The sequence below is a fragment of the Balneola sp. EhC07 genome (assembly GCF_001650905.1).
Classification (GTDB): domain Bacteria; phylum Bacteroidota; class Rhodothermia; order Balneolales; family Balneolaceae; genus Balneola.
The window spans coordinates 173,286-192,055 of the sequence record NZ_LXYG01000002.1 but is presented as its reverse complement, the minus strand read 5'-3'; the positions used below and the strand labels follow the sequence as shown (position 1 = coordinate 192,055).

The window sequence follows — 18,770 nt, the reverse complement described above, 5'->3', positions numbered from 1 at the left end:
ATTCAACGGAGACAGATTGGTCTAGATCTTAACTTGTTTTAAGTGAACACAATAGTTTTTGACAACAGGTTCAGTTAAAGCGATTATATTTTTAGTGTCCGCAGCTTTGGAAAATTCAACTGCATTATCGTTTTCCAAGATCCAGATGCTCTCATTCTGATATTTATAAGCTTCGGAATAGCTTTGATCAAAACTGTAAAAATAAGATGCGGACACATCATCATGTGGTAAACCCAGTTTTTTTAAACTCAATTTAGTCTGTCTTTTTATTTCCTCATGATCTTTTTCAGAGGGGGTATTTTCAAAGAAAGTGGTTCTGAACAAACTCCGATTCAAAAAGCGGTTACAGAGTTCAGCAAGGATCTTATCATTGCTTTGAGTCCAGAACTTTATATTTAAGTAGATATCGTAGTCATCAAGGGAAGTATATGCTTTGATCATCTTTCCGGTGATCTGTTTTTTAGCAGAAGGCTGATCTTGCATAAAATATCGCAGACTATCAGAGGCAAAATCCAGTTCGTAACCAGAATCTAGCAAATCTCTGATCCTTTTAAATACAGCTCTGATTAAGGCATCAGCACTTAGTACTGTTTTGTGCAAATAGACCTGCATGTACATCAATCTTCGGGCTATGATGTAGTTCTCAATCGCATAAATTCCCTTTTTCTCTATTACAATGTTTCCTTTATGGACACGCATCGTTTTCAGAATTCTATTTATACCAATACGTCCTTCCGAAACACCAGTAAAGAAACTGTCTCTGCTCAGATAATCCAACCTGTCCAGATCAAGCTGGGAAGAGATAAGCTGGTGTAGAAACTTCTTTTTATACTGATTCGTGAATATGGCTATTGCGGTATCGAGCTCTCCGTCGAATTCTTTATTGAGTTCTTTCATGATAGCCAAACTCATTTGCTCATGATTGAAATCTTTGATCAAAGTGTGTTCTAAAGTGTGGGATAAAGGTCCGTGACCAACATCATGAAGCAATATCGCAATTAAAGTGCCTTCATATTCCTTTTTGGTGATGGTAGTGTCTTTTTCCAGTAAATTATTCAACACTCTTTTGGCAAGTTCAAGTGCTCCCAGTGCATGAGAAAAGCGGGAGTGTTCCGCTGCTGGAAAAACCAGGTACCCAAGTCCAAGCTGACGAACTCTGCGCAATCTCTGGATGTAGGGATGATCGATCAGTCTTAGAATGATCCCTTTTGGTACAGTGATGAATCCGTGTACAGGATCATTGAAAATTTTGTACCTGGTGCTTTTATCCATCTTGATCAGTTTTTATGAGCATGGCTTCGAGATTCTGAATTTCAGGTAGTTTTACCGGTCTTTGTTTGTTCAGATCGAACCAAACGCCTGTAGTTTGAGCAACACTCAAGAGCTTTTTAGATTCTTTGTTGTATATAGCTTGATAGGTATCCAGGCTGGAATTACCGACTTTCAGAATGCCGGTTCCGATCAAAATAGAATCCGGAAATTTGATCTGACCGAGATATTCAATTTCAGAACGAACCATCACAAAAGAACGCCCTTCGTAATATTCCTTACTCATCTCGAAATATTCACCCAGAAAACGTAATCGGGACTCTTCGTAATAAGTACTGAATGTTGCATTATTGACATGCTGAAGTGAATCTACATCGCTGAATCGTACAGTTAGTTCATGCCAATGGTAAAAGAAATCGGAATCGTAGTCAGGTTTGATCATACTTTTAAATTAGGAATAAGGGAATTAGGAATAAAGGAATATAATTCCTGTCTTTTATTCTATTATCCATATTCAATATTGTATACTTCTTTCGTTATATTCGATGCCTAAATAATTTAAGATAATTACAACGATACAGGCATGGCTAACAGTTCCAGTAAACAATTTTTAGAAGATCTACTCATCACTCCGAGTCCAACCGGATTTGAAAAAGCAGGAGTTAAAGTATGGAAAGATTACGTAGATCAGTTTTCGGATGAAGTGGTAACGGATGCCTACGGATCTGCTGCAGGAAAAATTAACACAAGCGGTGATGTAGCTACGGTTTTATTGGAAGCTCATTGTGATGAGATCGGAATGGTGGTTCAGCATATCTCTGATCAGGGATTTGTATATATCAACAAGCTTGGGGGCAGCGATTCTACTATAGCTCGTGCTAAGAAAGTATTCATCCACAACAAAAGAGGCAGAGTTGTTGGGGTGACAGGAAATACAGCTATTCATTTGCAAGACACTAAAAACGGTGGTGGCAAACAGCCTGCCTGGAAAGACATCTACGTTGATATCGGCGTTAGTTCAAAAGAAGAAGCTCTTGAGTTGATACAAGTGGGTGATCCGATCACGTATTCTTCGGATCTGGAATATCTGAACGACGATATTTTAACAGGACGCGCACTTGATAATAGAATAGGTGGGTATATTATTGCAGAAGCACTTCGAAAGATCAGCGAGAGAAAGAAAGATCTTAAAGTAAATGTAATTGCATTGAATTCTGTGCAGGAAGAAGTGGGCGGATTTGGTGCCCGAATGATGAGTTACCGGTTTATGCCGGATGTTGCATTGGTAACTGATGTAACGCATGCGACTGATACTCCCGGAATTGATCAGAAACAGCACGGAACAGTAGAAATGGGTAAAGGTCCTGCTATTCAACACGGAGGGGCTAACCACCCGAAGGTCGTCGATTTCTTAGAAGATGTTTGTAAGAAAGCTAAAATCGAAGTTCAGCATGAAGCTACCAGTGTAAGAACAGGAACCGATACCGATAGTATTTTTTATCAGCAGACAGGAATACCAAGCGCATTGATTTCACTTCCACTCAGGTATATGCATTCACCTGTAGAAACTTGCAATGTGAATGATGTAGAAGACTTGATCAATTTAATGGTTGAAGCTGTACTAGCTATGCGACCGGATCAGACGTTTGGAGTTTTTGAAGATTGATCAAATAATTGAAAGTATCCAGAATACAAATGCAGAAATAGCAATTGGATAAATAAGAAGAAAGAATATTAGATTTCTTCTGTTCTTTCTTTTTTGAACAAAATCTAATCCGAAGTTCATTTTTTCAGGATCAATTTCGGATTGAAGGATGTTATATCTGGAATTTTCACTCAATGTTTTGAAGAGGGTTTTTCCTCTAAGCATTGAATTATTGAACTTAAGTGTTTTTGCAGATTCAGCCCAAATACCCATTTTTCCTCCTTTTTCGTGTCTGTTCTACACGGCTAAATCAACATAAAGGTTTCGCTTTATTTTGGTTACTGAGAGATAGTACAGAACTCTAATTTACTTTCTTAACTCTCCCAACAATTCCGGATTCCAGCATCACTTTAATACCATGAGGATGGGTTGGGGATTTGGTAAGCAATCGTTTTACCACCCCTGAAGTTAGTTCTCCACTTCGTTGGTGGTGTTTCTGAACTACTTCGACTGAACTACCTACTTGAATGTCTTTTCTTTGAGTTCCGTCCATATTTTTTTAATTCAGCTATCAGCTATCAGCTATCAGCTATCAGTTTCTATTTCGTGATCTCGAGTTACGGTTATTTCGGCTACTAGTGTTTTTCCTTCTGGAATTTCTACTACCATTGCTCTTAGATCTGCTTCTGTTAGATCCTTTTGATGCAGGTTTAGCCGGTTCCTCTGAGTCATCAGGATAAGGATGTTCAGAAATTACTTCAATTTTCTGATTAATTAATTTCTCAATATCCCGTAAAAACGGACGTTCATCAACAGCACAGAAGGAGAGAGCTATACCACTTGCATTGGCTCTGCCTGTTCTTCCAATACGATGTACATAGGTTTCCGGAATATTTGGAAGATGATAATTTATAACATGAGAGACATCATCTACATCAATTCCACGTGCAGCAATATCTGTAGCTACCAAGATTCTTGTAGTTCCATCTTTAAAATTTTCCAATGCCCTTTGACGGGCGGGTTGAGACTTATTTCCATGAATAGCCTCTGCACTAATTTCAGCATTTAATAGCTGTTTCACGATCTTATTCGCTCCATGCTTAGTTCTGGAGAAGACAATAGAAGAAGTTATTAGATCTGTTTGAAGAAGATTGATCAGCAATTTGATCTTATTTCCATTGCTGACATAAAAAAGATGCTGTTCTACTTTTTCTGCTGTTGCTTTTTCAGGAGTTATAGTCACTCGTTCGGGGTTTCCCAGAATGGATTTAGAAAGATTCACAATAGCAGCAGGCATGGTTGCCGAAAAGAATAGTGATTGTCGTTTTTTGGGTAATCTGGCAATTACTTTCTTGATATCGTGAATAAATCCCATATCCAGCATTTGATCGGCTTCATCAAGTACAAAATACTCTACATCTTTTAGCGACACGAATCCCTGATTCATCAGATCCAACAATCTTCCGGGGGTGGCTACAAGTATATCAACGCCTGCTTTAAGCCGTTTAACTTGCTTTTGCTGCTTAACTCCTCCATAAATAACGGTATTTTTGATGTCAGTATATTGTCCGTATGTAGTAAAGCTGTCAGCAATTTGAATCGCTAATTCTCTGGTTGGAGTGATCACCAGAGATCTTATTGAGCGCCTGGGATTATCAGGTTCATGAGAATCAGATAAATGTTGAAGGATCGGAATTGCGAAAGCAGCAGTTTTCCCGGTACCGGTTTGCGCACAACCCAGAAGGTCTTTTCCGGCCAGTAAAATTGGTATAGATTGTTCCTGAATTGGTGTAGGCTTATCATAGCCCTGTTCTTTAAGAGCCTTTTGGATAGGTTCAATAATTTGAAGATCGCGGAATTTCATATGTATATGTAAGAAAGAAGGGGAGAAAGTTGAAGATAGAGCTCAGAAAAGTTTCTCAGTTTAATTTGAAGATAGCATACATGTGCCTTAGCAACCCTATTCCCATACACTACTTAAGTCCGAGCAATATACGGTTAATTAAATCGGTAAATGCTATTCATTAAAGGGAAGTTGCCTTTTCAATCCTGTTCAGTAATGCGGGGATAACAGAAGAATCATATCGATCATCAAAGGGCTCTATAATCACTTTCTTATAGCCATCTAAATCAGCCTGACGAAATCTATCGTATAATTCACGAGCTAGTTTTTCAAAGTCCTGAGTATAATTTATGATGTTTTGTTGTTCGGTTTCTGCATTCAAAAGTAAAAACAGGGAAGAGGTATCCTCAAATTCATCTTCAGAATCCAGCCATTTTACATCGGCTTTGGGCTTGTAATGTGAATATTTTTGCCCTGGACTTTTAGGCTTTTCAGAACTCTTATCATCAATAAGAACTGTTTGGTTCAAGACTTGTTCTATTTGATCTTTTCCGATCACACCGGGCCGCAAGATCATTGGTTGTTCTCCAGAAATATCCAGTACAGTGGATTCCAAGCCAACCTGAGTTGAACCTCCATCAATAACTAAAACTGAAGAACCAAAATCAGCCTTTATATGACTCGCTTTTGTAGGACTGGGAGCTCCGGATCTGTTAGCACTTGGGGCAACAAGAGGATTAGTTTCTAAAATAAGTGATAATGCTATTTCATTGGCAGGCATTCGGATAGCAATGGTGTCCAATCCTGCTGTTACAGCATCCAATACTTCAGGCTTTTTTTTGAAAACCAACGTTAACGGTCCCGGCCAGAATTCCTCAATTAGTAACTGAGCAGCTTCGGGTATTTCCGCTGCAAAATCATTGATCTGGTCAAAGTCTGATACATGAACGATCAACGGATTATCAGAAGGTCGCCCTTTGGTTTCAAATACTTTAGCAATCGCTTCAGAGTTCCATGCATCTGCACCAAGCCCATAAACCGTTTCGGTTGGGAAAGCTACAACATCGCCATTTTTTATGGCTTGTATGTATTTTTGGTCAATTGGCATTTTTAAAGTTAATGAATGCTTAGAAATGGAGCTATTTAAATTTCTAAATCCATACCAGTATAAAAAACTAGTTATTCCTGCGAAGGCAGGAATCTAAATCTTAATTATAAACTCGCCCTTACAATAGATCCAGATCTCGGGCATACGCTGCGAGATGACTTTGCTGGATGTCTTTTGATATTTCCTTCAAAAATTATTCTAGTTATAGTCCTGAAGATTTCAGTAAAAGCTTCCACATCGACCGACCTTTAGAATTATTGGCGAGAGCTTTTGGTACTGGAGCCTGTATTGAGGAAGCTCAGTAGCGGTACAAAAGTACATTGTAAGTAAATGTACACATGATCCTTAAGAAAGACCTCCTCTGTCTCATCCTGCAACAGGAGGAGGACTCGTTGATAAAAATTAGAATTAACTTTGGAATTCCCCTCCTTATCCAAGGAGGGGCGAGCTACTCAGAATCAAAGAATCTATTTCTTAGCCGGGGAGGTCCGTTTCCAGCGCATAGAATTGGGACAAAAGATCAATCCTGCATACGCTGAATAATCCTAAAGGTCTTCGTTCATTCTGAGGAAATTACTAAACTTCGCACCAGAAAGGATTAATCCTGCTTCGCAGACGCATCCGGATCATGCTCACTTTTCCGTCTTAAATACTAAGGGCGAATTTTTCTTAGAACTGTCACATTAAATCGTCAAAGAAATACCTAAGATCTGCAGAGATGACTATCCATCACTTCGTCGAGCCTGAAGGCTCTTCTGGCTTAAGCAGCATTTTAAACTAGGAGGACGTTCACGTCCGCTTGAATTATTACGGGATTAATATTTAGACATTCTCACTCAATTCTTTCAAAAACTCAGTAGCGCCAAAAATATCTGGGATATCCTGTATAGCTAATCGAACAGCTTCATTTTTTTGGATGAGTTGGAATTTATTAGGGCGTAAAGTCTCTAATTGCTTCAGAATTACTTGAAATTTGCCTTGTTCATAAAATGCTTCAGCCAGCTTAGACTCAGCTTTAGGACAAACCGCCCACATGCGTTGAGACCGAATAGTCACTTTTTTGAATAAGCACCTGGAAGCAAACAGTTTGATCTTGCTAGCCTCAATCAGATACAAAGCTGGTTTTGGAGCAGGACCAAAGCGATCTTCGATCTCCTCTTTCCAATCTTCAATCTCTTTTTCGGTTTTAGCCTGAGATAGTTTTCTGTACAGGTTTAATCGTTCCACATTATCACTTACATAATTATTAGGAAGCAGTGCAGATTCATCAAACTCAACTACTGTTTCCGGAAGCTCTATTTCTGCTTCAATGCCTTCAAACATATCGCTGAACTCAGATTCTTTAAGCTCCCGCACGGCATCATTCAGGATCTTGGAATACAATTCAAAGCCAATATCATTGATGAAACCACTTTGTTCACCGCCCAGAATGTTTCCTGCTCCCCGAATGTCCAGATCTCTCATAGCGATGTTGAAGCCGGAACCTAGATCCGAAAATTCCTCAAGTGCTAATAATCGTTTTCTGGCTTCAGGAGTAAGTGTTTGGATAGGACGGGTGATCAGATAACAAAAAGCTTTGCGATTGGAACGCCCAACACGACCTCTGAGCTGATGCAGTTCTGCCAGACCAAAATTATCAGCCTGATTGATAATGATGGTATTAGCATTGGCAATATCAATTCCATTTTCAACGATATTAGTTGATACCAATACATCAAATTTATGTGCGTAAAAGTCCTCAATGATCTTTTCGAGCTGAGATGCTGTCATTTGCCCATGACCAAAACGAACCCGAACGTCCGGAACCAATCTTCGGATCATTTCAGCTACTTCTTCGATATTCTTTACTCTGTTATTGATAAAAAATACTTGTCCGCCCCGACTCATTTCCTGCAGGATGGCATCTCGTATTAATTCTTCATCAAAGCTGTGTATTTCGGTGTATACTGGCTGTCTGTTAGGTGGGGGAGTGTTTATGACACTCAGATCCCTCGCGCCCATAAGAGAAAATTGCAGTGTTCTTGGTATTGGTGTAGCGGTAAGAGTGAGCACATCAACCGCGGCTCTGAATTCCTTAAGCTTTTCTTTCGCGCTGACTCCAAATCTTTGCTCTTCATCAACCACGATGAGCCCCAGATCTTTGAACTTTATGTCTTTTGATAGAATTCGATGGGTTCCGATCAGTATATCTACATCGCCGGCATCCAATTTCTTTAATACTTTTGTTTGTTCTGCTTTAGATCTGAACCTGGAAAGAGCTTCGATATTCACCGGAAACTTTCCCATTCTTTTTTTGAAGGTCTTTGCATGTTGCTCAGCCAGGATAGTAGTAGGAACCAATACTCCGACTTGTTTATGATCCATCACTGCTTTGAATGCAGCTCTTACCGCTACTTCAGTCTTGCCAAAGCCAACATCTCCGCATACCAACCGATCCATGGGTTGTTCGCTTTCCATGTCCTGCTTTACGGCTTGAATTGCAATATCCTGATCAGGAGTTTCTTCAAATTGGAAGTTGGCTTCCATCTCGGTTTGCCAGCTGGTATCTTCGCTAAAGGAATAAGCTTTTTGCGCTTTCCTTTTGGCGTACAACAAGATAAGCTCTCTGGCTATATCTTTAACTTTCTTCTTCGTCTGAGCCTTTTTACGAGCCCACTCCCCGGAACCAAGCTTTGTAATTCTTGGTGCGGTTCCTTCTTTCCCTGAATATTTTTGAAGTTTATGGAGGCTGCTGACATTCACATAAAGAACGGAATCATCTTTATAGCGAAGAACAACCACTTCCTGCTCAGCCTCTTTTACTCTGATCTGTTTAAAGCCGGCAAATTTTCCGATTCCGTAATCAACATGAACCACAAAGTCACCGATGTTCAGATCCTTCAGTTCCTTAAAGGATATTCCGCCTTGATGCTTTCTTCGTTTTACTTTAGGTCGATAGTATCTGTTAAAGATCTGATGATCAGTATATACACAAATGTTGGAGGGAGGATAAACAAAACCTTCGTGAAGGGATTCAATGATTAACGAATACTTAAATTCATCACTTGGTTCTCCTAGTAGTTCTTCAAATCTTTTTTGTTGACCGTCATTGTCACAACAGATCAAAACATGATTTCCGGATTCACTTTGTTGCGTGATCTCCTTTCGCAGAAGCTCGAAGTTTCCATGGAAATCAGGTTGCGGTTTTGAACCGAAGCGAAAGGCTTTATTCGGAGGTGTTGAAGAACCAAATATTACATTATTATTAAATTCGGTGATACTTGTAATGTATTCTTCACCAGATAAATAGAGATCTACAGGTTTTGATATTTCCTGATCATCCAGTTCATTGAATGCACTTTCTGTTTGCTCATAAAACTCTTCAATATTTGATCGAATTAATTCGGGATTTATAAGAACCAGTACAGTACTTTCATCAAAGTATGAGAGAAAACCTGATTTCTCTGAATCGGGAAGGTTTGTCAGATCAGGTATAAATCTGGCTTGGTTGAGAAAAGAAACAGATCGTTGGGAGTCTGCATCAAACTCTCTTATTGATTCGAGCTCATCGCCGAAGAATTCCAGACGGACAGGGTATTCTCCTGCAAAGGGATAAACGTCAAAGATTCCACCCCGGACTGCAAAATCGCCGGGTTCATCTACAAATCTCGTTGGGTTGTATCCCTGATCCACTAGCTTTTCTTTTAATCGGTCGATTTCTATGCTGTCGCCTTTTGCAATCGTCAGGCTTACTTTTTCAAGGACCTGAGGAGGTGCTACCTTTTCTGATATAGCTTGAGCGGATGATACAACGATCTTTTTTGCTCTGCTTTTGATTCCTTCCAGTGCTTCAGAACGAAGAACCAATGCACTTGAATCAACAATTTGATCATTATCATAAGGTTTATGATTGGTTGAAGGGAAGCTGATGAGCTTGGATTTTGAAATTACTTCCAGATCAGCTTTTAAAAAACGCAGATTTTCATCAGAATCAGTAATACAAACTATGTTCTGATAAGACTTACTTAATTCATTAATTGCGAAAGAGGTTAGTGATCCAACACTTTCTTTAACATGTAGTTTTTTCTCTTTTTCTAAGGTTGATGAGAATTCCGAAAACAGATCAGTTTCAGAGATCTTCTTTAGTAAATGGCTTTTTTTCATGAATAGGTTAGGAAGTTCGGATCGCTAATTTCAGGAAAGGTACGAAAGAAGACAGAACAATGAACGTAAGAACAGTTGAATAATGAATATCCAAAATCCAACAGAGGAACATTCAACTTTCATATTATTAAAAGAAAGTCATCGAGCTGAAAAATGATACCAACTATTATTAAACCGGTAATAATCCTCATTATTTAAATTTACAGAATCCATTCTTGCTCTACATTCTTGGTTATCACACAAGATAAAGCCGCTTCTATTATCAAGAAACCGACGATAGATTAACGCTATTCCATTTCTTTCATCAAAGATTTCGATATAGTAATTATCTTTCATAAAATTTTTAATCGAATTTAATTCTTTAGTAGTAAAATTCGATTTAAAATCTCCAGGGTTTGTTTGTAGTGAATCTCCCTGTTTCTTATATGTTATGATAGTAAAATGTTCTTTTTTCTCAAGAGTTTCTACGATTTGGGAATAATCATTTTGGATACCGGATAAATAAATATTGGCTTTTAATTTCCAAAAAGGAATCGAGTAAGTTGAAATGATTAGTATTAGATATAAGAGGGAAATTGCGATTTTATGTTTTCGTTTTTTATCAAAGCGAGAAATGTAAATAGGAATTGAAACGAATATTAAAAACTTTCCTATTCCAAAGATCCAAGGGAAATCGAATGGCTGAGGAAAATCCAAAATTTGAAGAAATATAAAAACAAAGAATAAGGTGTTTAAAATCCAGAATTGTTTGCTCTTGAAGAACTTCATTGAAATAGACGTGATTTTAATAAACAGTTGAATATCCAAAATCCAACAGAGGAACATTCAACTTTCAAATAAAGAATTTGGAATTTGAGTGATGGAAATTGATTTTTGCATTTCGCTTATGCTTCTACAACACTTCTTAACACAAAACGATCGGTTGTGAATGCCAATGCGAGTAACAAGAATGAAAGCCCTAAATACAGAGGATACTCCTCCTCATAATCAGTGTAGATCAGCTCTTCAACTTCTGACTTTTCAAGTTCATCAATTTCATTATAAACATTGATCAATTCTTCCGTATCCGTTGCGCGATAATATTTTCCACCTGTTAGCTGAGCAACAGACGTAAGCATTTCCTCATCAATATTAACTTCGATGTTTTGGTAACGTCTGCCAAAGATCGGGTCTTGAATAGGGTAAGGTGCAGTGCCTCTTGTTCCTGCACCTATCGTATAAATTTTGATACCATAAGTAACGGCAAGATCAGCTGCAGTAACAGGATCGATTTCCCCTGCGTTATTTTGTCCGTCTGTCAAAAGGATAATGACTTTGCTTTTGGTTTCGCCGTCTTTTAGGCGATTGATCGCTGTGGCAATTCCCATTCCAATAGCTGTTCCATCTTCGATAATTCCCATTTCCAGATCTTCGAGAAGCTGAGTAAGTAATTTGTAATCCAGAGTGGGAGGGACAACGGTGAAACTTTTCATTGCAAAAGTAACAAGACCGATACGATCTGATACCCGTTTATCCACGAATTGTTTTGCAACTTCTCGTGCCGCTTCAAATCTGTTGGGTTGCAGATCTTCAGCTCTCATTGATGAAGAAATATCAATAACCATTACGATATCGATTCCTTCGGCATTTCTTTCAATGGTAGTTAGTTTTTCCTGAGGTCGTGCTAAAGCTATTATCAACAGGCTAAGTCCTGCCCAGGAAAACAAAGCCGTAAGCCAATGAAGATGAGATTTCCAATTACCGGGTAATCTCTTTGCATCATCCAGTGAAGAAAAAGAAAGTGCTGCTCGTTTCTTTCCAAAAAACCTGTACAAATATAACCCGATAACTACCGGGAGTAATAAAAGTGCCCAGAACCATTCAGGATTAGCCCATTCCATATTCGTCCTCCTGATCATTTTTAAATTGAGCTTCAAATTCATTTTTAATTCTCTGAATTCTGGCGCTATCTACGATCTTAGCTCTTTCTAAAAACAATAATCCTTCATTATAAGCTTTCCATGATTGATCGAGTGTTGGTTTGAACTTAGCGAATTTTGTCATATCGGCTTCATTAAGCACTATTCTGGAGTGTTTCACTATTTGAACATCCACACCGAAAGCATCCATATACCGCAATACTTCTCTTGTAGTAGATTCTAAAGCAGGAATTTTATAGAGCTCTTCAACATACCATCGTAATGCATCTCCAAGTTCACTGTAGAACCATTTGTAATCTTTTTCGACCTGATCTGAATGAGTATCCTTGATACTGATCAATCTGGATTCTAATTCGTTGACCGGGTTTTTAAATTCAGGAACCGCCTTAGTCTGAATTTCTTCAGTGGTTCTATTTCTGAAATACTTCCGCCAAATAAAGAATCCGGCTGCAAGTAAGAGTAGCAGACCAACTATGTACGGCCATATAGTATATGGGAAAGTGAAGTTGGGTTTCAGCGGTTTAAATTCATCGTCTACAGAAGAAATCGTTTGTTTATATAAAAGAATGTGTGGGTCAGTAAAAACTAAATTAGTATCACCGTTAGACACAATCTTAACCGGAAGAGGAGGGATCGTAACATCCTCTACCGCAAAAAACTGAAGATCGTATTCTGTACTATCAGTAGATGAACTGACTTTGAAATGTCGGGAGGACAAAAATTCAAGATCACCACCAAAAGAATTAGAATCAGGGAAAACAACTTTCTCTGCAGCAGTAGAGTTCTTAATTGTGATGGAGAAATTAAAAACTTCCCCAACCGTCAAAGAGTCAGAGGGAGCGCTTACTGAAATAGTTTGTGCGGATATTTTTCCGGATAACAAACAAAAACAAGCGGTAAGTAAAACGAGACTTTTATTAATCAGTCGTGGTTTAAGCTCAACCATCAAAGATTTTTTAGCTTTTAAATTTTTTTGATGAATATAAAATAATGATCGCAATATAACGGCTTTTACAAGTATTGTTTAATCAAATTTACATCTCAAAGATTTTATGAAATAATCATAAATAGTATTAGTTTTTCACAATCATCTGCAAAGTAAAACTTATACATGATTTGGGTTAAAAATTTTATTTTTGGAATAGCATTTCTATGTCTTTTTCAGGCATGTTCGTTATTTCAGGATCAAGAGGTAGTAACTGAGAATTCAATTACGCTACAGAATTTAGAAGAGATTGAGGAATTACCGGGATATGACTCTTATGGGTTCATCAAAAACGAAGCCACGGTTAAAGAAGCAAGAGTTAAAAGAAACGAAAGCTTGTATGTTATTCTTCGTTCGTTGGATGTAACTCCCGAAGATATTTATACGATTCAGGAGAAATCAAAAGGGAAGTTCAATACAAGAAGAATAAACCAAAATCAGAAGTACTATACATATCATGACCCTGATACTGATATCCCATTGAGAATGGTATTTCATCAAACCGCTACAGATTATGTGGTTTTTGATTGGAGTAATGGAATTGAAGTGGCTCTTGGTTCTAAAGAGATCAGAAAGGAGATCGCAACAGCATATGGTACTATAGAATCTTCTCTGTATGAAAGCCTTGTTGATCAGGGAGTAAATATTCTGGTAGCAAATGGATTGAGCGAGATTTTCGGTTGGGAAGTCGATTTTTTCAGACTTTATAAAGGAGACAAGTTTAAAGTTATTTATGAAAAACGTTTTGTAGATGACAAACCCTACGGAATTGGTCAGATAATTGCCGCCGAATTCGAACACAGGGGTGAGGTGCATGAAGCTTATTTTTATGAAAGTGATGATGCTTACGGGTATTATGACGAAGTAGGGAATAGTGTGCAAAAAGCTTTGCTGAAAGCTCCATTCAAATATTCTCAGCAAATCAGTTCCAATTTTTCCTATAACAGATTTCATCCGGTTCTAAAGCGACCATTGCCACATTATGGAGTAGATTATGCTGCACCACTGGGAACACCGGTTATTTCTGTAGGTGATGGAGAAGTAATAGAATCTCAATACCGGGGTCCAAGTGGAAATATTGTTAAGATCAGGCATAATGCCACGTATACAACTGCGTACTTACATTTGAATGGTTTTGCCAGTGGAATTAAGAAGGGAAGGCAAGTTAAGCAAGGACAGGTAATTGGGTATGTAGGAAAAACAGGAAGAGTAACAGGGGTGCATTTGCACTATAATGTGATGAAGAATGGAAGACCTGTTAATCCCGTTAAATTGGTTTTGCCACCATCAAAAGGAATTTCTAATTCTGAATTGGAAGTGTATAAAGATGCGATCTCTTCTTTAAGAGATCAATTACAGTTCTTAACTGACGAAGAAAAAATAGTTAAAGCAACTTATTAATTAATATCTGTTTACTCTTCTTAAAAAGAAATTCATAAGAGGTTGTACATAGGATTGATTTGTACTTACTTCAACAGAATCGATCTTCATTTTTAAGAGTTTATCTGATAGAACTTGCCTGTTCATTGATCTCTTTTTACGGTACGATTCTCTTACCTTTTTGCTGGAAGTATCGATCAAAATTTCCTGTCCAGATTCGGAGTCTCTGAAAGGTATCAAACCCAAATTTGGTAAAGTTTCTTCATGTTCATCGTTTACAATAATGCTTACAAGATCATGTTTTTGATTTGTGATTCTTAGCGGTTTGTCAAAGTCACTGTCCTGAAAATCTGAAGCTAAGACAACTATTGCTTTTCTATCTAACAACCTGTTGATGTATGACAGGGCATTAGCAATACTCGTTCCTTTCCCTGTTGGTTTAGTAGTATAAAGTTCTCGGATTAATCTAAGTACATGGGTTTTTCCTTTTTTAGGAGGAACGACCTTTTCGATGTGATCGCTGAATAAAACCAAACCGACTTTATCACTGTTTTTGATAGCACTGAAAGCTAACACAGCACAAATTTCGATAGCAAGGTCCATTTTTGTTTGGTTGATGGTACCAAAGGTTCCACTTGGTGAAATATCAACACAAAGCATTAAGGTTTGTTCACGTTCTTCTTCAAAAATTTTGATGTAGGGATCGCCGGTTCGGGCAGTAACATTCCAATCAATTTGGCGAATATCATCACCATAATTATAAGCTCGCACTTCTGAGAATTCCATTCCACGTCCCTTAAAAGCAGACTGATATTCCCCTCCAAACAAGGTATTGACAATGCCTTTTGTCTGTACTTCCAGCTTCCTGATTTTTTTAAGAACCTCTTTTGATACCATAAACAGTGATCGTAGTTAAAAATTCAATAGCTAATCTAAGCATATTAAATACATTAAAAGATATATTTTAACGAATAATAAAGCATTAATTAATTAAAGTTAATAGTTGGATGTTTAAATATCTGACAAATTTCCAAAATCATTTCTTAAAGTAATGCAAACGTAACTTTAAACATTAAAATACTCTAATACTAAAATAGATAATTAGATGCTTTTCATTAAAGCTATCTAACGGGGTTTAAATGATGGGATGGGTATCTTTTTACCAGCGCAAATAGCGCGAAATAACTAAAAATAAACACACTTATGAAATATAAGTATCTATTTTTATTCGTTTTATTTCTGGGTTTATCTGTAAATACATATGCACAAAATGGGGAGTTGTCTTCAGTTCTGAAGGCCTACAAGATCTCATTGGATGCAGACAGTAATGAGGTTGCAACTGAAGTAACCGAAGTTAAGCCGGGAGATATTATTGAATATCGACTAACTTACCAGAATGGAACAGGTGGAGACATTACTCAACTTATGCCTGTTTTGCCAATACCACCCGAGATGTTCTATCTCGAAAGCTCTGCATCTCCGGAGCTGAGTGGGGCAAGCGTTAGCACCACTGCTAATGACTTCAGACAACTACCATTGACTCGTCAGGTTACACAACCGGATGGATCACAGGTAAACCGCGTCATTCCTGCTCAGGAATATCGACGCTTACAATGGCTAGTTCCTGCTCTTGCGGCTGGAGAAAGCATAACTCTTACCGCAAGAGTTGAGGTCCGATCATGATCAGGACTAAAACGGGATTTCAAAATTCAAATCTAAACAGTGTTCAAAAAAACAAACAATTGAACCATAATAATAGGATTCAAACAATGAAAACAACACATAAACTACGACAAAGGGTACAAGCTCTTGTTGGGTTGCTTATGGTTTTCGCTGTGGTATTGGGTACATCTACGGATGTATTCGCTCAGATACCACCTGCGTCTTCTTCCATTGGTAACCAGGCAACTGCTACGTACATCGATAACGGGAATAACAGTCAGTCCGTTACGTCCAACACTGTTGTTACTACGGTACAACAGGTAGCAGGTGTTACAATCACTGCCGGAGTAACCAAACAGGTTAGTGTCGGTGGTCAGGTAACATTCAGCCACATTATTACCAACACGGGTAATGGATCTGATTTTTTTGCCGTTACAGCTGTTGATGCTAATAATGGAGCATTTAACTTCACGAATATCAGGATATATCCCGATGCGAATGAAGATGGTATTGCCGATAACTTTACTGAGATATCAGTAACTCCCAATATTGACAGATCAGGATTAGCCGATAATACTTATGGTATTGTTATTGTAGCTGATATACCTGCTTCTGCTCAGGATGGTCAGTTCGAAGATATCACGGTTACAGCAACAAGTGATTTTGATTCTAACGAATCAGCAACAGCTACTGATAAAGCTCAGGTTGATGAAGATGCTGTAATTACAGTAAGTAAAGGAGTTAGCCAAACTACAGCAGATGTAGCTGACACTCTTACTTACACAATTAACTATTCTGAAAATGGTAATGCTGCGGCAACTAATCTTGTATTAAAAGATCCAATTCCTTCGGGATTAACCTACGTACCAAACTCTGCAGTTTGGAGTGGAGGTGGTGCACTTACAGATGCATCCGGTGGGGACCCTTCAGGTATTACTTTTGAAAGAATAACCGGTGGTTTACAGGATACACTTTCTGCTGTTGTTGCTAACGTAGCTAACGGTTCTTCCGGTACTCTTTCTTTTAAGGTTACTGTTAATACAGGTCAGGAAGGTGAAACTATCACTAACACGGTTGTCACAACTCATGATGATATACCAAATGAAAGTACCATTCCCGGTCAGCCTGTTACCATTAATGAGAATTATGATATTGAATTGGTAGATGCTCAAATTGTTGAGATAGATTCTACTCAGCAGGGAACAACTATCAATTTCATTAACCGCTATGTAAACACAGGTAGTACTACTGATACTTATAATATTACCCTAGGTACTGATAACTACCCAAGTGGGAGACAGTTCTTTCTTTACAAAGCGGATGCTAACAACAATCCTACAAGTACTTATCAGGATACCGGAGTAGACGGAATCCCAGATACAGGTAATATTCAACCGGGAGATACAATAGTTGTAATCTTACAGGTTCAATTACCTTCAGGTGCAAGTGGAACCGGTCCTTACTCTGTAGACAAGACGCTTACCTCTTTGGGAGATCCTAACGAGAGCGCTACGCATACTGACCGATTAAATACAATTGTAGCTCCTACTGTTGATCTTACTAACAATGCTGCGGCAGGAGATGCAGGCGCTTTAGGTGAGGGTGATGGTCCGGAAACTAATGCAGTTGTTAACCAAACAACAAATCCTGGTACTACGGTTTCTTTTACACTTTATGTTAAGAACACTAGTCAGGGACAAGATGCTTATGATCTAGACTTTGCTGCTGATACTACTGCAGGAGGAGATCTTCAAAATGTTGGATCAGTGCCAACAGGATGGACGGTTACATTCAAAGATCCTAACGCAGGAAACAGTGAAATTTCACAAACGGGTAATCTGGCATCTGGAGCAAGTAAGCTAATTGTTGCAGAAGTATTTGTACCGGCAGGTTATCAACCAGGTGTGCAAGCAGTTTACTTCCGTGCTTTTTCACCTACTACAAATGCTGTTGATATTATCCATGACCAGGTAACTGTGAATACTCTTCAAAATATGCAGTTAACAGCTAATGGATCAGGCCAAATTGCACCGGGTGGATCTCGTAACTATCTCCATACGCTTACTATTCTTAGTAACGTAACGGAAAACGATACTACCAATTCTAACTTGGAGATCGAGTTAACGAATTCGAAACCAGTTGGTTGGACTGCTAACGTTTATTGGGATACAAATAATAACGGTACTATTGATGCTAATGATTCACTATTGACAACTGCAGCATCATCAGGAACTTATAATTTACCTGAGCAAGTAGGAAACCTTGGTTTTAACGATCAAGTTAAATTCATAGTAAAGGTTACAGGTTTAGCCGGACTCGATGATGGCGAAACTAATACAACTACAATTACAATTAGTGATACTCAGTCAAATCTTGCTTCCAAAAGCAATACAGATATCACAGAAGTTCAAGCTGGTTTAATTGTAGTAGATAAATTCCAAGCTCCGGATGCGAGTGGTACAGCGGGTACTTTTACAAAGAACCCATTCAATGTACTTCCGGGAGATACAGTCTATTACAAGCTTGTTATCCGAAATGATGGTTCTCAACCTGTAACTACTGTTTCAGTTACTGATGATACTCCATCATTTACGAAGATGCTTGTAGCAGTATCTACAACTATTACTTCAGGAGCAGGAGCAACAACTCCTCCGGTAGTAACTATCACTTCTGAGCCTGTGGCCGGTGCTACAGGTACTATTCAAGTAGATATCGATGAATTGGATTCTACCGAAGAGATAGAAATAACTTTCGCAGTGAAAGTAGACAGTTGAAGTAACTAAATATTCATAACCCAGAATTATGAGAATGAGGTT

15 protein-coding genes are annotated in these 18,770 nt (G+C 38.3%); 4 read left to right on the top strand and 11 right to left on the bottom strand.

Annotated elements, in window-relative coordinates; translation table 11 throughout:
- Window positions 1–21: 21 nt before the first annotated feature.
- Window positions 22–1,272: an HD domain-containing protein gene (locus tag A8B79_RS01800; protein ID WP_066217263.1), complete on the bottom strand. Its 1,251-nt coding sequence runs from the start codon at window positions 1,270–1,272 to the stop codon at window positions 22–24.
- Entirely contained in the window at window positions 1,265–1,711 is a 447-nt protein-coding gene (locus A8B79_RS01795) for an acyl-CoA thioesterase (protein WP_066217260.1), read from the bottom strand. The genes A8B79_RS01800 and A8B79_RS01795 overlap by 8 nt, the downstream gene beginning before the upstream one ends.
- A gap of 141 nt (window positions 1,712–1,852) precedes the next feature.
- On the opposite strand from A8B79_RS01795, the gene A8B79_RS01790 reads away from it, so the two are divergent.
- Window positions 1,853–2,935, top strand: coding sequence for a M20/M25/M40 family metallo-hydrolase (locus tag A8B79_RS01790; protein WP_066217258.1), 1,083 nt, complete (start codon window positions 1,853–1,855; stop codon window positions 2,933–2,935).
- On the opposite strand, the gene A8B79_RS01785 is transcribed toward A8B79_RS01790, so the two are convergent.
- The 8 genes from A8B79_RS01785 to A8B79_RS01745 form a co-directional block, all read right to left on the bottom strand.
- On the bottom strand, window positions 2,936–3,187 hold the full coding sequence (locus A8B79_RS01785; protein WP_066217256.1) for a hypothetical protein: 252 nt from the start codon (window positions 3,185–3,187) through the stop codon (window positions 2,936–2,938). It abuts the gene before it with no gap.
- 88 nt (window positions 3,188–3,275) lie between these two features.
- Entirely contained in the window at window positions 3,276–3,467 is a 192-nt protein-coding gene (locus A8B79_RS01780; RefSeq protein WP_066217253.1) for a YwbE family protein, read from the bottom strand.
- A 39-nt stretch (window positions 3,468–3,506) separates the two neighbouring features.
- Window positions 3,507–4,778 (bottom strand): DEAD/DEAH box helicase, encoded by a 1,272-nt coding sequence (locus A8B79_RS01775; RefSeq protein ID WP_066217251.1) that lies wholly within the window; start codon window positions 4,776–4,778, stop codon window positions 3,507–3,509.
- Between the two features lie 160 nt (window positions 4,779–4,938).
- Complete coding sequence (locus A8B79_RS01770) at window positions 4,939–5,865, bottom strand: L-threonylcarbamoyladenylate synthase (RefSeq protein ID WP_066217249.1); 927 nt, start codon at window positions 5,863–5,865, stop codon at window positions 4,939–4,941.
- Between the two features lie 822 nt (window positions 5,866–6,687).
- Entirely contained in the window at window positions 6,688–10,008 is a 3,321-nt protein-coding gene (gene mfd, locus A8B79_RS01760) for a transcription-repair coupling factor (protein WP_066217243.1), read from the bottom strand.
- 138 nt (window positions 10,009–10,146) lie between these two features.
- Entirely contained in the window at window positions 10,147–10,776 is a 630-nt protein-coding gene (locus tag A8B79_RS01755; RefSeq protein WP_153038322.1) for a hypothetical protein, read from the bottom strand.
- Between the two features lie 116 nt (window positions 10,777–10,892).
- Entirely contained in the window at window positions 10,893–11,888 is a 996-nt protein-coding gene (locus A8B79_RS01750; RefSeq protein ID WP_066217239.1) for a vWA domain-containing protein, read from the bottom strand.
- On the bottom strand, window positions 11,875–12,873 hold the full coding sequence (locus A8B79_RS01745; RefSeq protein ID WP_066217547.1) for a hypothetical protein: 999 nt from the start codon (window positions 12,871–12,873) through the stop codon (window positions 11,875–11,877). Before A8B79_RS01745 ends, A8B79_RS01750 begins: the two co-directional genes overlap by 14 nt.
- 165 nt (window positions 12,874–13,038) lie before the next feature.
- Here A8B79_RS01745 and A8B79_RS01740 point away from each other — a divergent pair, with 165 nt between their 5' ends.
- Window positions 13,039–14,313: a peptidoglycan DD-metalloendopeptidase family protein gene (locus A8B79_RS01740; RefSeq protein ID WP_066217238.1), complete on the top strand. Its 1,275-nt coding sequence runs from the start codon at window positions 13,039–13,041 to the stop codon at window positions 14,311–14,313.
- Here A8B79_RS01740 and A8B79_RS01735 read toward each other — a convergent pair whose 3' ends face one another.
- Window positions 14,314–15,189, bottom strand: coding sequence for a DUF58 domain-containing protein (locus tag A8B79_RS01735; protein WP_066217234.1), 876 nt, complete (start codon window positions 15,187–15,189; stop codon window positions 14,314–14,316).
- A gap of 306 nt (window positions 15,190–15,495) precedes the next feature.
- On the opposite strand from A8B79_RS01735, the gene A8B79_RS01730 reads away from it, so the two are divergent.
- Window positions 15,496–15,975, top strand: coding sequence for a hypothetical protein (locus A8B79_RS01730; protein ID WP_066217232.1), 480 nt, complete (start codon window positions 15,496–15,498; stop codon window positions 15,973–15,975).
- Between the two features lie 86 nt (window positions 15,976–16,061).
- Window positions 16,062–18,728 (top strand): DUF11 domain-containing protein, encoded by a 2,667-nt coding sequence (locus A8B79_RS01725; protein WP_161485128.1) that lies wholly within the window; start codon window positions 16,062–16,064, stop codon window positions 18,726–18,728.
- Window positions 18,729–18,770: the final 42 nt, after the last annotated feature.

Bases quoted from the DNA above. Each gene is read 5' to 3' on its own strand.
- A8B79_RS01795 (WP_066217260.1), bottom strand. From the start codon at position 1,711: ATGATCAAACCTGACTACGATTCCGATTTCTTTTACCATTGGCATGAA.
- A8B79_RS01750 (WP_066217239.1), bottom strand. From the start codon at position 11,888: ATGGAATGGGCTAATCCTGAATGGTTCTGGGCACTTTTATTACTCCCG.
- A8B79_RS01755 (WP_153038322.1), bottom strand. From the start codon at position 10,776: ATGAAGTTCTTCAAGAGCAAACAATTCTGGATTTTAAACACCTTATTC.
- A8B79_RS01730 (WP_066217232.1), top strand. From the start codon at position 15,496: ATGAAATATAAGTATCTATTTTTATTCGTTTTATTTCTGGGTTTATCT.
- A8B79_RS01780 (WP_066217253.1), bottom strand. From the start codon at position 3,467: ATGGACGGAACTCAAAGAAAAGACATTCAAGTAGGTAGTTCAGTCGAA.
- A8B79_RS01745 (WP_066217547.1), bottom strand. From the start codon at position 12,873: ATGGTTGAGCTTAAACCACGACTGATTAATAAAAGTCTCGTTTTACTT.
- A8B79_RS01735 (WP_066217234.1), bottom strand. From the start codon at position 15,189: ATGGTATCAAAAGAGGTTCTTAAAAAAATCAGGAAGCTGGAAGTACAG.
- A8B79_RS01800 (WP_066217263.1), bottom strand. From the start codon at position 1,272: ATGGATAAAAGCACCAGGTACAAAATTTTCAATGATCCTGTACACGGA.
- A8B79_RS01785 (WP_066217256.1), bottom strand. From the start codon at position 3,187: ATGGGTATTTGGGCTGAATCTGCAAAAACACTTAAGTTCAATAATTCA.
- A8B79_RS01775 (WP_066217251.1), bottom strand. From the start codon at position 4,778: ATGAAATTCCGCGATCTTCAAATTATTGAACCTATCCAAAAGGCTCTT.
- A8B79_RS01790 (WP_066217258.1), top strand. From the start codon at position 1,853: ATGGCTAACAGTTCCAGTAAACAATTTTTAGAAGATCTACTCATCACT.
- A8B79_RS01740 (WP_066217238.1), top strand. From the start codon at position 13,039: ATGATTTGGGTTAAAAATTTTATTTTTGGAATAGCATTTCTATGTCTT.
- A8B79_RS01725 (WP_161485128.1), top strand. From the start codon at position 16,062: ATGAAAACAACACATAAACTACGACAAAGGGTACAAGCTCTTGTTGGG.
- mfd (WP_066217243.1), bottom strand. From the start codon at position 10,008: ATGAAAAAAAGCCATTTACTAAAGAAGATCTCTGAAACTGATCTGTTT.
- A8B79_RS01770 (WP_066217249.1), bottom strand. From the start codon at position 5,865: ATGCCAATTGACCAAAAATACATACAAGCCATAAAAAATGGCGATGTT.